Genomic DNA, 13,781 nt, shown 5'->3' on the forward strand with positions numbered 1-13,781 from the left:
GCCTCGCGGGTCCGAGGCCGGGACACCTCAGCCATTGGAAAGGCTTGCGGGGATCGCCGGGAAATCGCCTTCTTCCGTGACGGGAGCACGGGGAAAGCGGACGGCCGGTGACGTGAGGTTCCACGTCACCGGCCGCCGCGGTCGGGATCCGTACGGCCCGGATCCCGGGGTGCGCGGACTCCGTACGGGTCCGCGCGGTGTCCGGAAGCCGCGCTCAGGCCGGCAGCGCCTCCACGATGGAGACACCGCCCGGCAGTTCCACCTGCCGGCTGAGCCGGAAGCCGGCCTTGTCCAGGAGCTCGACGTACTGGGAGATGCTGCGCTCCATGCCCTCGCCGAAGAGAGCGAGCATACGCATGTCGATGTCCTTGCTGATGTGCGGGACGTCACCGTCCGGCACCACGGACTCGACCAGGAGCAGCCGGCCGTCGTCGGTGATGGCCTCTCTGACGTTGCGCAGGATCCGTACGGAGTCCTCGTCGGACCAGTTGTGGATCACGCTGCTCAGCAGGTAGGCGTCCGCCCCGGCGGGCACCGAGGTGAAGAAGTCGCCACCGACGAATTTGCACCGATCTTCAAGACCGGCCTCGGCGAAGAACTCCTTGGCCCCGCTGACCACTTGATCCTGGTCGAACAGCACGCCGCTGACATCTGAATGGGACTTCAGAACAGCCGCCAGGATGTGGCCCTTGCCGCCGGCCACGTCCACCAGGGTCCGTACGCCGGAGAAGTCGTAGCGGGAAGCCACGGCCTCGACGAACGGCTGCGCCCGGACCACCATGTAGTCGCCGAACAGCGCACCGACCTCGGGGTTGGCCTTGAGGTAGCCGTAGAAGGGCCCGTACCGCTCGACGAAGCCGGACGTCCCGGTGCGCACGGTCTGCGGAACCCTGCCCATGCCGTACCAGAAGCCCTCCTCGGAGATCATCCGTACGGCGGAGCGCAGCGAGTCGGGGACGTCGCTGCGGAGCGTGGCACCCGCCTCGGTCAGCTCGTACACGTCGGGCGCCGTCGTGGTGACGATGCCCATCGCGGCGAGCTGTCGGAACACCCTGGCGAGCGCGAGCGGGTTCGCACCGCAGCGCAGCGCCAGCTCGTCGACGCTCAGCGGGCCGTCCCGCAGCTCGTCGGCGCAGCCCAGCTCGGCCATCGTGGCCAGGGCGACGAACCGCGAGACCCCACCGATCGCGTCCCAGATGGGCGCCTGCGGATCGCTCATGCCATCCGTCTCTGCCCCGGACGCCGTCCGGGTGCCGGCAGGAAGGTTCCGGGGAGCGTCCGCGGCGGGCTTGGGGGCGTCGTCCGTGCTGGGTTCGGGTGCGCCGTCCGTGCTGCTTTCGGGAGTGTTCGCGGTGGGTTCGGAAACGTCCGTGCCGTCCTCGGAAGCGTCCGCTTCGGGGTCGGACACGTCGGTGCCGTTTTCCGGAGTGCCGGCGCCGTCTTCGGGAGCGCCCGCGGTGTCGGTGTCGGGCTTGGGGGTGTCCGTGCCGTCTTCGGGGGTGTCCGCTTTGGGGTCGGACGTGTCGGTGTCGGGTTCGGAAACGTCCGTGCCGTCCTCGGAAGCGTCCGCTTCGGGGTCGGACACGTCGGTGCCGTTTTCCGGAGTGCCGGCGCCGTCTTCGGGAGCGCCCGCGGTGTCGGTGTCGGTGTCGGTGTCGGTGTCGGTGTCGGGCTTGGGGGTGTCCGTGCCGTCTTCGGGGGTGTCCGCTTTGGGGTCGGACGTGTCGGTGTCGGGCCCGGGCGCGTCGTCGGTGTCGGACTCGGGTGCGTCGGCCGCGGTGGGTGCGGGAGCATCCTCGCCGGGGCGCGGCGACGGGCTCTTGGACGCGGAGGCCGCCGGCTCCTGCACGCCGCGGACCAGACGGCCGACCTCGGCACGCAGGTGCACGAAGTCGGGGTGCTCCCGGGTGGTGATCTGGTCGCGCGGTCCCGGCAGGTCCACGCGCAGGTCGCCCACGATCCCGGCCGGGGACTTGGACAGGACCACGACACGGTCACCGACGTAGACGCTCTCGTCGATGTCGTGGGTGATGAGCAGGATGGTCATGTTGTGCAGGCTGCGGACCCGGAGGGTCAGGTCCTCCAGGTCCTCGCGGGTCTGGGCGTCGACCGAGCCGAAGGGCTCGTCCATCAGCAGCAGGGCCGGCCGGTAGGCCAGGGCGCGGGCGATGGACACCCGCTGCTGCATGCCGCCGGACAGCTGCCACGGGTACTTGCTCGCGGCGTTCTCCAGGCCGACCTCCGCGAGGGCCTCCCGGGCCGCCTCCTTGCGCTGCTTCTTGTCCATCCCCTTGCGGCGCAGCGGCAGCGCGACGTTGTCGCCCACCGACAGCCACGGGAACAGGGAGCGGCTGTAGTCCTGGAAGACCACGGCCAGGTTGTCCGGCGTCTGCTCGATGCGGGTGCCGTTGAGCAGCACCTCGCCGCCGCTGGGCCGGATCAGCCCCGCGATGGAGCGCAGCAGGGTGGACTTGCCGCAGCCCGAGGGGCCGACGATGCACACCAGCTCGCCCTCGGCGACCTTCAGATCGATGCCGCCCAGCGCCTGGTAGGCGTTCGGGCCGCTGCCGTAGGTATGGGACAGGTTCGTGATTTCGAGCACAGCAGGTCCTCAGGTCGTCTGCTTGGCGGAGCGGTGCCAGGACAGGACGCGCCGCTCGGCCAGGAGGAAGGCGGAGTTCAACGCGTATCCCAGGACGCCGAGCACCACGATGGTGCCCCACACACCGGCCATGTCGTACGACCGCTGGGCGTCCAGGAGCTGGAAGCCGATCCCGTCTGTGCTGCCCGCCAGCTCGGAGATCACCATCAGGATCAGCGCCAGGGACAGGCTGACCCTGAGCCCGGCGAAGATCTTCGGCATGGCCGAGGGCAGGATGACCCGGAACAGTCGTTCCCCGCGCGAGAGCCCGAAGACTCTCGCCGTGTCCAGGTGCTGACGGTCGACGTGCCGGGCGCCCTCGCAGGCGTTGATCAGAATCGGCCAGACGATGCCGAACGCGATCAGGTTGATCTGCATCCGGGGGCCGATGCCGAACAGCGCCATGAAGAACGCCAGCAGCATGGGCGGGGGGATGGCGCGGGCGAACTGGATGAGCGGGTCGACGAAGCGGAACAGCACCGGCGAACGGCCCAGGGCGACTCCGAGGACGATCCCGACCACCCCCGCCAGCACCCATCCGGTCAGCAGCCGGCCGACGCTCGCCGGGATGTTCGTCAGCGCCGCGTCGTTGAGCCAGAGCCGTTCGGCGGGCCCGGTCAGCCACATCCGGTACATGCTCTCGGCGATTCTCGACGGCGGCGGGAAGGCCATCAGCTCCGCGGTGCGGGCGACCAGCTCCCACAGCACCAGGGCCACCGGCACCAGCCACAGGCGGCTGACGGCGTGCGCCGCGCGCAGCACCGCGCCCATCACACCACCTCCGTACGGGCGGAGTACCAGCGGAAGGCCCGCCGTTCGGCCAGTATGAACAGGCTGTTGGTGACCAGGCCGAGGACCCCGGCCCAGAGGGCGGCGGCGATGATGTACTCCATCGCGTCCAGGCCGCCGCTGTTCTCCAGGACGTAGCTGCCGATGCCCTCGGAGCCGCCGCCCAGCAGTTCCGCGCTGATCCCCACGATCAGCGCGATGGCGGAGGCCAGGCGCACCCCGGTGGAGATGAACGGCGCGACGCTCGGCAGCGACACCCGCCACAGCACGGCCAGGCGGCCGAAGCCGAAGCTGCGCAGCGTCTCCTTGGCGATGGGGTCGACGTCCTTCAGCCCGTACATCGTGTTGATGAGGATCGGCCACGTCGCCGCGTAGACGATCACTGTGATCTTCATGTCGAACCTGTCGGAGAACAGGCTGAGGCCCAGCGGGATCAGCGCGATCGACGGGATCGGGCGGAGGAATTCCATGATCGGCCGGAGTGCGCGCTCCACGCCGGGGATGGTGCCGAGCAGGAACCCGGCGGTCACGCCGATCACGGTGGCGATCAGCAGTCCGACGGCCCAGATGCCCAGCGTCGAGGCGACGTCGGAGATGAACTCCCCGTCCTGCACTATTGAGGCTGCTCGGTCGACCACCGTGGAGGCCAGCGGGAACTGGTCCGGGTCGATCAGCCGGGTTCTACCGGCGGCCTCCAGAAGACAGAACAGCCCCGCGACGCCGATGGCGCCGCAGAGCAGCCTGTTGCCGAGCAGATCGCGTCCGGTCACCCGAGGTTTCCGGGGAGGAGAGCCTTGGCATCGATCTTGCTGGTCAGGTAGCCGTACTCCTGCATCAGGTCGGCCACGCGCTGCAGGCGGGTCTCGTTGAGGCTGGTGGGGTAACTACCCAGGGTGATGACGGCCGCGGTGGCCGCGTCGATCGAGGTGAAGGTCGGCAGGATCTCCTCGACGGCCTTGCGGTCGGAGGCGGCGAGCTGCTGGGCCTTGCCCAGCGCCCGCTGGAAGGCCGCCACGGTCTTCGGGTTCTTCGTCGCGAACTCCTCCATGACGACGACGCCGGCGATGGGGAAGTCCGCCGTGGCGTCGACCATGGTGTCGGCGAGCTTCTGGGCGCCGATGTTCTTCTGGGCCGCGGTGAGGTGCGGCTCGGTCATCCACGCGGCGTCGACCAGGCCGGCCTTGAGCTTGGCCGCCATCTCGGGGAACGGGAACTCGAGGAACTCCACGTCGCTCTCGGCGAGGCCGTGGGTCTTCAGGACCGAGGTCACCGCCAGGGTGCCGATGTTCTTCTTGCTGTTGACCGCGATCTTCTTGCCCTTGAGGTCAGCGGGCGTCTTGATCGAGGAGTCCTTCGGCACCATGAGGTTGAAGGAGTTGGGGGCCGCCTGGTAGAGGTCGGCGATGATCTTCATCTTGTTTCCGCCCGAGATGGCGATGAAGGCCGAGACGTAGTTCGTCTGCGTGGCGTCCAGCGACCCGCCCACGAGAGCCTGCTGGGCCTGGGCGCCACCGGGCACGGGCTCGATGACGACGTTGAGCCCTTCTTCCTTGAAGTAGCCCTTCTTATTGGCGATGTAGAGCGCCGCCGAGTCGGGGATGGGCAGCGCGCCGATCTTGATCTGTGTCTTCTCCAGGCCGCCGGCCCCCGCGGCGGTGTCGGCCGGTGTGTCCGAGCCGCCGCAGGCGCTCAGCGCCAGCGCGGCGGCGATACCTGCGATGACCGCCCGGCTCGCAAGTCTGAACCTCATGGGGTCTCCTTAGCTGCATTTTGATCGCCTCGTCCGGGACTCTGGGTGACTGAGCGGGCGACATATGAGGAGGTACCGGGAGGCATGTGATCAAGGGGGGTATGCCGACCGTCGATCAGCGTAGCGGAGCAGATCAACCAAAATACAAATATGCCCCCTTTAGCCCTCAAGGCTCAAAGGGGTCATATGAGGCACTTCTGTCTCACGGCTGTCAATCACGCTGAGTGATGTGCGGGATGATCATCGCCGGAGAGGGCTGTCGCATGACTTTGCGCGGGTTTGCCAGACGGAGCGGAGAGTGGCTGCCCGTTTACGTCTGAAATGTGCACGTTAGTGACAAAACGCGACCTATGTTCTGTTGGCCGATCTCATCCGGCTGTGCTCCAATAACCCCTACCCCATGGATGCGTCGGCGTCACCTCCACATCACTGCGTGACGCGATCCCGCCAAGCAGACGATCCGAGGAGAGGCAGCGGAGGCCAGTGAGGACAGGGTCAATCCCCAGCGAACGCGAATCCGGGCTGACGCCTGCCCAGGCATTCGGCAACCAGGGGGTACCGCCGCAGAGCGGCCAGGCTCCGGACGGCGAGGGTCGCGAACCCGACAAGCCCGCGAAGCCCGTGAGGAACGGCAGCAAGCTCGCGCTCAAGAACTGGCGGGTGAGGTCGCGACTGATCGCGCTCATCGTCCTCCCCACGCTCGCCGCGGTCGTGCTGGGTGGCCTGCGCGTCACCACCTCGATCAACAGCGCCGCCGAGTACGAACGCGTGCGCACCGCCGCCGAGCTCACCGCCGGCCTGAGCCGCCTGGCCGACGGCCTGCAGCTCGAACGCGACCTGTCGGCCCGGTACGTGGCGCACGGCCGCCGCGCCACCGGCCAGGCGAACCTCGCCAAGCAGCACGCCATCGTCGACAAGATCGCCCGGGAGGTGCGCGCGACCGTTGACGCCGTCATCGGCGACAGCGACGTCGTAGACGCCCTCGGCGACCGCGGCGAGGCCGAGCTCGCGCAGATCCGCGCACGCATCGACGAGATCAAGAGCATCCGCAAGACGGCGCTGGAGACCCAGCTGCCCGCCATCCCCACGCTCGCCGCGTACTCCCGGACCATCACCGACCTGCTGGCCCTGCACGACGAGATCGACCAGGGCGTCTCCGACCAGAGCATCACCGAGAGCGCGACCGCGTTCGGCGCGCTGTCCCGCGCCAAGGAGCAGGCATCCAGGGAGCGGGCCCAGCTCGCCATCGCCCTCGCCGTCCAGGGGTTCAGCGCCGAGGGCCTCGACGCCCTGCTGGCCGCCCGGGCGCAGCGCGACAGTGAGCTCGCCACCTTCCGCGCCGAGGCCACGGTCGCCCAGCGCCAGCTCTACGACGACACCGTCAGCAGCCGGAAGGTCGACCGCGCCGGTGCGCTGCGCGCCCGCGCGATCGTCCTCGGCCTCGCCGGCGCGCCCCTGATCAGGGTCGACGTCTCCCGGACCGGCCTCGGTGACCAGGCGACCTGGTTCGACGCATCCTCCGACATCGTCGAGCGCATGCGCGCGGTGGAGGAGAGCATCTCCAAGACCCTCATCGCGCAGAGCCAGGCACTGCAGGAGTCCGAGCAGAACGGCGCGCTGGTCGCCGCCGCCCTGACCGGCCTGCTCATCGTCATCGTCCTGATCATCACTCTTGTCATGGCGCAGTCGCTGGTCAGACCGCTGCGCAGGCTGCGTACCGAGGCGCTCTCCATCGCCGGCCAGCGACTTCCCGAGACCGTGCAGAGCATGCGCGAGAGCGGCGAGGCCGCGAACGTGGAGGTCACCCCGATCGGAGTGGCCTCCGACGACGAGATCGGCGAGGTGGCCCGGGCCTTCGACGAGGTCCACCGCGAGGCGGTCCGCCTGGCGGGCCAGGAGGCCACGCTGCGGAGCAACGTCAACTCGATGTTCGTCAACCTCTCCCGGCGCACCCAGACCCTGGTCGAGCGCCAGCTCTCCCTCATCGAGAACCTGGAGCAGGGCGAGCAGGACGAGGAGCGGCTCGGCAGCCTGTTCCGCCTCGACCACCTGGCCACCCGCATGCGCCGCAACTCCGAGAACCTCCTGGTCCTCGCCGGCCAGGAGCCCGCGCGCCGGTGGAGCCAGCCGGTCCCGCTGATCGACGTGGTCCGCGCCTCGCTGTCGGAGGTCGAGAACTACGAGCGGGTCAGCCTGCAGCTGCAGGCCGGGGTGTCCGTGGTCGGCACGTCCGTCAACGACGTCGTCCACCTGATCGCGGAGCTCGTGGAGAACGCGATCTCCTTCTCCCCCCGGGAGACCAAGGTCACGGTCTCCAGCAACCGCATCGACGGCGGCGGTGTGATGGTCTCGGTGACCGACCTCGGCATCGGCATGACCTCCGAGGAACTCGCGCAGGCGAACTGGCGGCTGGCCAACCCGCCGGTGGTGGACGTCTCGGTCTCCCGCCGCATGGGCCTGTTCGTGGTCGGCCGCCTGGCCCTGCGACACGGCATCCGCGTCCAGCTCAGGCAGCAGGACAGCGGCGGCCTGACCGCGATGGTCCTGCTCCCCGAGAACCTGCTGGGCTCGAGCGGCGGGCGCCCGAGCGCCCCCGCCGCCCCCCAGAGCAGCGACTGGCCCGGCTCCATGGTCTCGATGGACCGCGCGCCCGTGCTGGCCAGCCCGACCGGGCTGGACTCCAGGACGCCGTCCTTCGCCTCCTTCGAGGCGGCCCACCAGAACTCCTTCGCCTCCATCGACCTGGCGGCCCAGCAGTTCAACTCCTTCGACGCCGGGCAGTCCTCCTTCGGGGGCGGCCACTTCGGCCAGGCGCCCGTCGACACCCCGTGGTCCGGCCACCCGTCGGCGCCCGGCGCCGGCGGTACCGGTTCCGCTCCCGGCTGGCCCACCGCCTCCCAGCCCGACCCCTCGCCGTGGCAGGGTGCCGTGCCGCCCGGCGGCCCCGTGTCGTGGTCCGCCGGGCCGAGCGCGCCCGCGCGTGACGCGGACACGTGGTCCGGCTCCCCGGGCGGCGGCCAGGACTCCTGGTCCGGCCCGCAGGGCGGTGCCCCGAACTCCTGGTCCGGCCCGCAGAGTGGTGCCCCGAATTCCTGGTCCGGCCCGCAGGGCGGCGGCTCCGACACCTGGTCCGGCTCCTCCGTCCGCGGCGGCGACTCCGGGGGCTGGCCCTCCGTCGACGACTCCGGCCCCTTCGGGCGCCGGGCATTCGACGCCGCGGACAACACCGGCCCCCTGCCGGCGGTCTCCGACGCCTCGCCGATGGAGGAGGCCCGGGAGGAGTTCCTGCCGATCTTCGCCGCGGTCGAGTCCGACTGGTTCAAGAAGGCCGAGCCGGTCGCTCCCGTCCAGGAGCCGGCCGAGGAGGTCCAGGAGACCACCCAGCTCCAGCAGCCCCCGGCCGCGAGCAGCTGGTCCTCGCCCGCGGACACGGGTTGGCAGGCCGCCAAGGCGGCCAGCGAACCCTCACTCGGCGGGATCACCGGTTCCGGGCTGCCCAAGCGGGTGCCCAAGGCCAACCTGGTGCCCGGCACGGCCGCGCCCGAAACGGGTGCGTCCCCGCAGACCCCCACTCTCCGGCCGACCGTCTCTCCCGAGGCGGTGCGCAGCCGCCTGGCGAGCTTCCAGCAGGGCGTACGGCAGGGTCGCGCGGCCGCCAGGGGCGAAGCCGGGGACGGGCGGCCGTATCCCGACTTCCGCCGGGACGTTGAAGGAAACAAGGAGGACCGGTGAGCGAGCTCATCAAGGTCGCCAAGGAGGATGACACGTGCGCGAAATGAGCCAGGCCGCTCGGGGGGTCAATTGGCTGATCACCGACTTTGTGAACAACGTCCCAGGCGTGGCGCACACGGTCGTGGTGTCGGCTGACGGTCTGCCGTTGGCGTATTCGGACGGGTTCCCCCGGGACAGGGCGGACCAGCTGGCTGCGGTCGCGGCCGGCCTGATCAGCCTGACCCAGGGTGCGTCGCGGGTTTTCGAGGGCGGGGCGGTCACCCAGACCGTCGTGGAGATGCAGCGCGGACTGCTGCTGATCATGTCGATCAGCGACGGTTCCTGTCTCGCCGTGCTCGCCGCCGCGGACTGCGACATGGGACTCGTGGCGTACCAGATGACGATGCTCGTCGAGCGGGCCGGCCAGGTTCTCACCCCGGCCGTCCGCGCGGAACTGCAGTCTTCCCACTCCCGGTGAGAGCCATGACGCGAGGAGGCTGGCGTGGCAAGCCGCGGTTGGACCGGTGAGGGCGACCCGCTGGGCGGGTTACCTTACCAATCGATGGACGATCCCCACCGTCAACAGGGAGGTCCTTCTCACCTGATGCAGCAACCGGCGCCGACGGAGCAGAGCTCCCTCGTACGGCCGTATGCCGTGACCGGAGGGCGCACCGCCCCTCGGACCCAGCTCGCCCTGGAGGCCCTCGTCTCCTCGGCGACGTCCATCCATCACGATCTGTCCACTCGCACCCCGGAGTACCAGGCGATCAGTGCTCTGTGCCGGCAAGTGCGTTCGGTCGCTGAGATCTCCGCGATGCTCCGCATCCCGCTCGGTGTGACCCGCATCCTCGTCGCCGACATGGCGGCCGAGGGGCTGATCCAGCTGCACCAGCCGCAGCTGGACGCGGGCAAGCCGGATCTCAACCTCCTGGAAAGGGTGCTCAGTGGACTTCGCAGGCTCTAGTCGCGGCGGCGGTCTGACATCGACGAAAATCGTCGTCGCCGGAGGATTCGGCGTGGGGAAGACCACGTTCGTGGGAGCGGTGTCGGAGATCCTGCCGCTGACCACCGAGGCCGTGATGACCGACGCCAGCGCCGGCATCGACGACCTGGGCCTGACCCCGAACAAGACCACCACCACCGTCGCGATGGACTTCGGCCGTGTCTCCCTGGACCGTGACCTGATCCTGTACCTGTTCGGCACCCCCGGCCAGCACCGCTTCTGGTTCATGTGGGACGACCTGGTGCGCGGCGCCATCGGCGCCATCGTGCTGGTCGACACGCGGCGGCTGGCCGACAGTTTCCCGGCGATCGACTACTTCGAGGAGGCCAAGCTCCCCTTCGTCGTCGCGGTCAACGGCTGGGACGGGACCTACCTGCACAGCGAGGAGGAGGTGCGGGAGGCGCTGACCCTGGCGCCGCACATTCCGATCTCCCGCACCGACGCCCGCTCGCGTGACGCGGTGAAGGCCACCCTCATCACCCTGGTGGAGCACGCGCTCACCATGCGGATGGCCGTCCCCGGCTGGGGCGGGCGCTAGGTTCCCGTCCCGGATGGCTCCACCGCCCGCAGCGGCCGTCCGGGCGGTGTCCCGCCATGCGCTCTTCACCCCGTGAACCGCGCCGCGAGTCCTCGCGCCCGCGGTGGCCCCGGCCCGGAGGCCGTCTCGCCCATGGCATGTCACGGGCTTTCTTCCCCGTGTTCCGGCCCGCCACCTGGTCGATCCCGCGATGCCGCCGGGCTGCGCGGGGCGGGGCCCGGCTGCGGCGGGCCTCAGCCGGGCCGTCCAGCGGATAGGCTGGGGGGTCGAGTCGCAGACCTGTAGCGCAGAGGCTGGCCAATCACGTGTTCGAGACGCTTTCCGACCGGCTCACATCGGTCTTCTCCTCCCTCCGTTCCAAGGGTCGGCTGTCCGACGCCGACATCGACGCCACATGCCGCGAGATCCGCATCGCGTTGCTTGAGGCCGACGTCGCGCTGCCCGTCGTCAAGGCGTTCGTCGCCCAGGTCAAGGAGCGCGCCCGCGGTGCCGAGGTCTCCCAGGCGCTGAACCCGGCGCAGCAGGTCGTCAAGATCGTCAATGACGAGCTCATCGAGATCCTGGGCGGTGAGACCCGGCGGCTCCGCTACGCGAAGAACCCGCCGACCGTCATCATGCTCGCCGGCCTCCAGGGCGCGGGCAAGACGACCCTGGCGGGCAAGCTCGCCCACTGGCTGCGCGAGCAGAACCACGCGCCGCTCCTGGTCGCCGCCGACCTGCAGCGACCCAACGCCGTCCAGCAGCTGGCGGTCATGGCCGAGCGCGCGGGCGTCGCGGTCTACGCGCCCGAGCCCGGCAACGGCGTCGGCGACCCCATCGCCGTCGCCCGGCAGTCGATCGACCACGCCAGGCGGCAGCAGCACGACATCGTCATCATCGACACCGCCGGCCGCCTGGGCATCGACCAGGAGCTGATGAAGCAGGCCGCCGACATCCGCGACGCGGTCTCGCCCGACGAGGTCCTGTTCGTGGTCGACGCCATGATCGGCCAGGACGCCGTCTCCACGGCCCAGGCCTTCATGGAGGGCGTCGGCTTCGACGGCGTCGTGCTCACCAAGCTCGACGGCGACGCCCGAGGCGGTGCCGCGCTCTCGGTCCGTCACATCACCGGCAAGCCGATCATGTTCGCCTCCACCGGTGAGAAGCTCGAAGACTTCGACGCCTTCCACCCGGACCGGATGGCCTCCCGCATCCTCGACATGGGCGACATCCTCACCCTGATCGAGCAGGCCCAGAAGACCTTCGACGAGGCCGAGGCCGCCAAGATGGCGGGCAAGCTCACCTCGGGCGAGGGCTTCACCCTGGAAGACTTCCTCGAGCAGATGATGATGGTCCGGCGGATGGGCCCCATCAAGAACCTGCTCGGCATGATGCCCGGCATGGGGCAGATGCGTGAACAGCTCAACCAGGTCGACGACCGCGACCTCGACCGCATCGCCGCGATCATCCGCTCGATGACCCCCGCGGAGCGCCAGAACCCCAAGATGATCGACGGCTCCCGCCGGGCCCGCATCGCCCGGGGGTCCGGCGTGACGGTGACCGAGGTGAGCGGCCTGGTCACCCGCTTCTTCGACGCGCAGAAGATGATGAAGCGGATGGCCGGCGGCATGGGCATCCCCGGCCTGCCCGGGAGCCGCAAGGCCGGCAAGGCCGCGCAGAAGAAGGCGGCCAAGGGGCGCCGGGTCAGCGGTGACCCCCGCAAGGCCGCACTCGGCAAGGCCGGCGCCTCCGGCAAGCAGGACGCGCCCGACGGCGCGCCGGCGGGCGGCGGTCTCCTCGGCAAGCTGGGCGCGGGCCAGCTCCCGCCCGGGCTTGAGCTGCCGCCGGGCTTCGACCCCTCCAAGTTCAAGCTGCCAGGGCAGAAATGAGCGATGACGACAGGTTCTTCTCCCGCGCCCGCTGGATCTGGGTGATCATCATCGTGGGTTTCATCGCCGTGGCAGCGCTGGAGCTTCTCGGCGTACGCCCCAAGTAGGCGCACCCCGGGCGACCGGCCCCGCGGCGTTCGTGACCGCGGGTCCGTCGCTCCCGGCGAGACGAACAGCGCCTCCGTCTCCGGAGCGTCCTCACCGGATGGGAACCGTCGTCTTCGCAGCCCCGGCGAGGCGCGTCGACGTGCTGCCGAGGACGGTCAGGGCCTAGGCGTCCGTACCGGATCCGGTACGGCGGTCGGAGACAGGGGCGAGGGGGCGCAGCCCGCGCCGGTGCGGGAAGCACAGGCGGGGAGCACGTGGGCGAGGACTTCGGGGGCCGCTCTGATGGCGAGCGCCGCGCCCAGCACGGCGATGGAGCCGGTCGCCGTCAGCAGGAGGGGTCTGAGGGTGGTTGCCACGGCGGTCATTTAGCGCAGCCGGTCCGCTCGTCCCGCGCGGAGGACACACGGGGATTACCGAGATTTGCCGTTCGCTCGCCGTACCGGATGGCCGGGATTGGCCGGGCACCGCCGAGCGTCTGGCACAATGACATGTTGGAACATCGTGACACGTGGTTGCCCTCTCACTCCCGCGTGCCGCGCCTGTCCCTCGAACGGACCTCTCCTCGTGCCCCACTCGATGAGACACCGCTCACCCACGCTCTAATGCAGGAGAGACCACACCAGTGGCAGTCAAGATCAAGCTCAAGCGGCTCGGTATGATCCGCAACCCGCAGTACCGCATCGTCATCGCCGACAGCCGCACCAAGCGCGACGGTCGTGCGATCGAGGAGATCGGCCTGTACCACCCGAAGGAGCACCCCTCGCGCATCGAGATCGACGCCGAGCGGGCGGCGTACTGGCTGGGTGTCGGCGCGCAGCCGACCGAGCCGGTCCTGAAGCTCCTCAAGCTGACCGGTGACTGGCAGAAGTTCAAGGGCGAGCCCGCCCCGGCTCCGCTCCAGGTCGCCGAGCCCAAGGCCGACCGGCACGCCGCCTACGAGGCCGCGGCCAAGGAGTCGCTGTCCCTCGACTCCGCCACCACGCCGAAGAAGTCGGCTCGTAAGGCCCCCAAGGCTGACGAGGCCACCGCCGAGACCCCGGCTGAGCCCACCGCGGCCGCCGAGGAGAAGTCGGAAGGCGAGGCCTGAGGTGCTCGAGGAGGCCCTCGAGCACCTGGTGAAGGGCATCGTCGAGCATCCCGACGACGTCCAGGTGCACGCTCGCCGCATCCGCAGCGGGCGTGTGCTTGAGGTCCGGGTCCACCCTGAGGACCTCGGCAAGGTCATCGGCCGCGGCGGCCGTACGGCCAAGGCGCTCCGCACGGTCGTGAACGCCCTCGGCGACGGCAAGTACATCCGGGTCGACCTGATCGACCTGAACGAGGTCCGCTAGCCGAGCCGGGCACGCATCGAGCGAACGGGCCACCCGCCCAGA

At 69.9% G+C, this 13,781-nt stretch carries 12 protein-coding genes; 7 read left to right on the forward strand and 5 right to left on the reverse strand.

Translation table 11 applies throughout. From position 1 onward, the window contains the following. Positions 1 to 214: 214 nt before the first annotated feature. Genes ABD841_RS09150 through ABD841_RS09165 form a run of 4 tightly spaced genes read right to left on the reverse strand, consistent with a single transcriptional unit; the run spans position 215 to position 5,180 of the window. The gene (locus tag ABD841_RS09150; RefSeq protein ID WP_344969727.1) at positions 215 to 2,602 is read right to left on the reverse strand and encodes a methyltransferase; all 2,388 of its coding nucleotides are present in this window, start codon (positions 2,600 to 2,602) and stop codon (positions 215 to 217) included. A 9-nt stretch (positions 2,603 to 2,611) separates the two neighbouring features. Then, on the reverse strand, positions 2,612 to 3,412 hold the full coding sequence (locus ABD841_RS09155) for an ABC transporter permease (RefSeq protein ID WP_344969729.1): 801 nt from the start codon (positions 3,410 to 3,412) through the stop codon (positions 2,612 to 2,614). Then, on the reverse strand, positions 3,412 to 4,200 hold the full coding sequence (locus tag ABD841_RS09160; protein WP_344969730.1) for an ABC transporter permease: 789 nt from the start codon (positions 4,198 to 4,200) through the stop codon (positions 3,412 to 3,414). Before ABD841_RS09160 ends, ABD841_RS09155 begins: the two co-directional genes overlap by 1 nt. Further along, positions 4,197 to 5,180 carry an ABC transporter substrate-binding protein gene (locus tag ABD841_RS09165; RefSeq protein ID WP_344969732.1) on the reverse strand — a complete coding sequence of 328 codons (984 nt, stop codon included), beginning with the start codon at positions 5,178 to 5,180 and terminating at the stop codon, positions 4,197 to 4,199. Before ABD841_RS09165 ends, ABD841_RS09160 begins: the two co-directional genes overlap by 4 nt. A gap of 483 nt (positions 5,181 to 5,663) precedes the next feature. Between ABD841_RS09165 and ABD841_RS09170 the strand changes: the two genes are divergently transcribed. The 5 genes from ABD841_RS09170 (at position 5,664) to ffh (ending at position 12,300) form a co-directional block, all read left to right on the forward strand. Beyond that, the gene (locus ABD841_RS09170) at positions 5,664 to 8,912 is read left to right on the forward strand and encodes a nitrate- and nitrite sensing domain-containing protein (protein WP_344969734.1); all 3,249 of its coding nucleotides are present in this window, start codon (positions 5,664 to 5,666) and stop codon (positions 8,910 to 8,912) included. 43 nt (positions 8,913 to 8,955) lie between these two features. Beyond that, the gene (locus ABD841_RS09175) at positions 8,956 to 9,369 is read left to right on the forward strand and encodes a roadblock/LC7 domain-containing protein (protein ID WP_326646986.1); all 414 of its coding nucleotides are present in this window, start codon (positions 8,956 to 8,958) and stop codon (positions 9,367 to 9,369) included. Positions 9,370 to 9,495: 126 nt separating this feature from the next. Continuing rightward, entirely contained in the window at positions 9,496 to 9,855 is a 360-nt protein-coding gene (locus ABD841_RS09180; RefSeq protein WP_344969735.1) for a DUF742 domain-containing protein, read from the forward strand. Between the two features lie 13 nt (positions 9,856 to 9,868). After that, the gene (locus ABD841_RS09185) at positions 9,869 to 10,432 is read left to right on the forward strand and encodes a GTP-binding protein (RefSeq protein ID WP_344969855.1); all 564 of its coding nucleotides are present in this window, start codon (positions 9,869 to 9,871) and stop codon (positions 10,430 to 10,432) included. 305 nt (positions 10,433 to 10,737) lie between these two features. Further along, a complete protein-coding gene (gene ffh, locus ABD841_RS09190; RefSeq protein ID WP_344969737.1) occupies positions 10,738 to 12,300 on the forward strand; it encodes a signal recognition particle protein in 1,563 nt (520 codons plus the stop codon). A 263-nt stretch (positions 12,301 to 12,563) separates the two neighbouring features. Here the strand turns inward: ffh and ABD841_RS09195 are convergent, their stop codons facing one another. Beyond that, complete coding sequence (locus ABD841_RS09195) at positions 12,564 to 12,764, reverse strand: hypothetical protein (RefSeq protein ID WP_344969739.1); 201 nt, start codon at positions 12,762 to 12,764, stop codon at positions 12,564 to 12,566. Between the two features lie 266 nt (positions 12,765 to 13,030). Here ABD841_RS09195 and rpsP point away from each other — a divergent pair, with 266 nt between their 5' ends. Then, a complete protein-coding gene (gene rpsP, locus ABD841_RS09200) occupies positions 13,031 to 13,495 on the forward strand; it encodes a 30S ribosomal protein S16 (RefSeq protein ID WP_344969740.1) in 465 nt (154 codons plus the stop codon). A gap of 1 nt (position 13,496) precedes the next feature. Then, on the forward strand, positions 13,497 to 13,739 hold the full coding sequence (locus tag ABD841_RS09205; protein WP_344969742.1) for an RNA-binding protein: 243 nt from the start codon (positions 13,497 to 13,499) through the stop codon (positions 13,737 to 13,739). The last annotated feature ends 42 nt before the right edge of the window (positions 13,740 to 13,781 follow it).

The organism is Streptosporangium fragile (assembly GCF_039534445.1).
In the GTDB taxonomy this organism is placed as follows: Bacteria; Actinomycetota; Actinomycetes; order Streptosporangiales; family Streptosporangiaceae; genus Streptosporangium; species Streptosporangium fragile.

Coding starts and splice junctions, on each gene's coding strand:
- ABD841_RS09155 (WP_344969729.1), bottom strand. CDS start 3,412: ATGGGCGCGGTGCTGCGCGCGGCGCACGCCGTCAGCCGCCTGTGGCTG.
- ABD841_RS09165 (WP_344969732.1), bottom strand. CDS start 5,180: ATGAGGTTCAGACTTGCGAGCCGGGCGGTCATCGCAGGTATCGCCGCC.
- ABD841_RS09175 (WP_326646986.1), top strand. CDS start 8,956: ATGAGCCAGGCCGCTCGGGGGGTCAATTGGCTGATCACCGACTTTGTG.
- ABD841_RS09180 (WP_344969735.1), top strand. CDS start 9,496: ATGCAGCAACCGGCGCCGACGGAGCAGAGCTCCCTCGTACGGCCGTAT.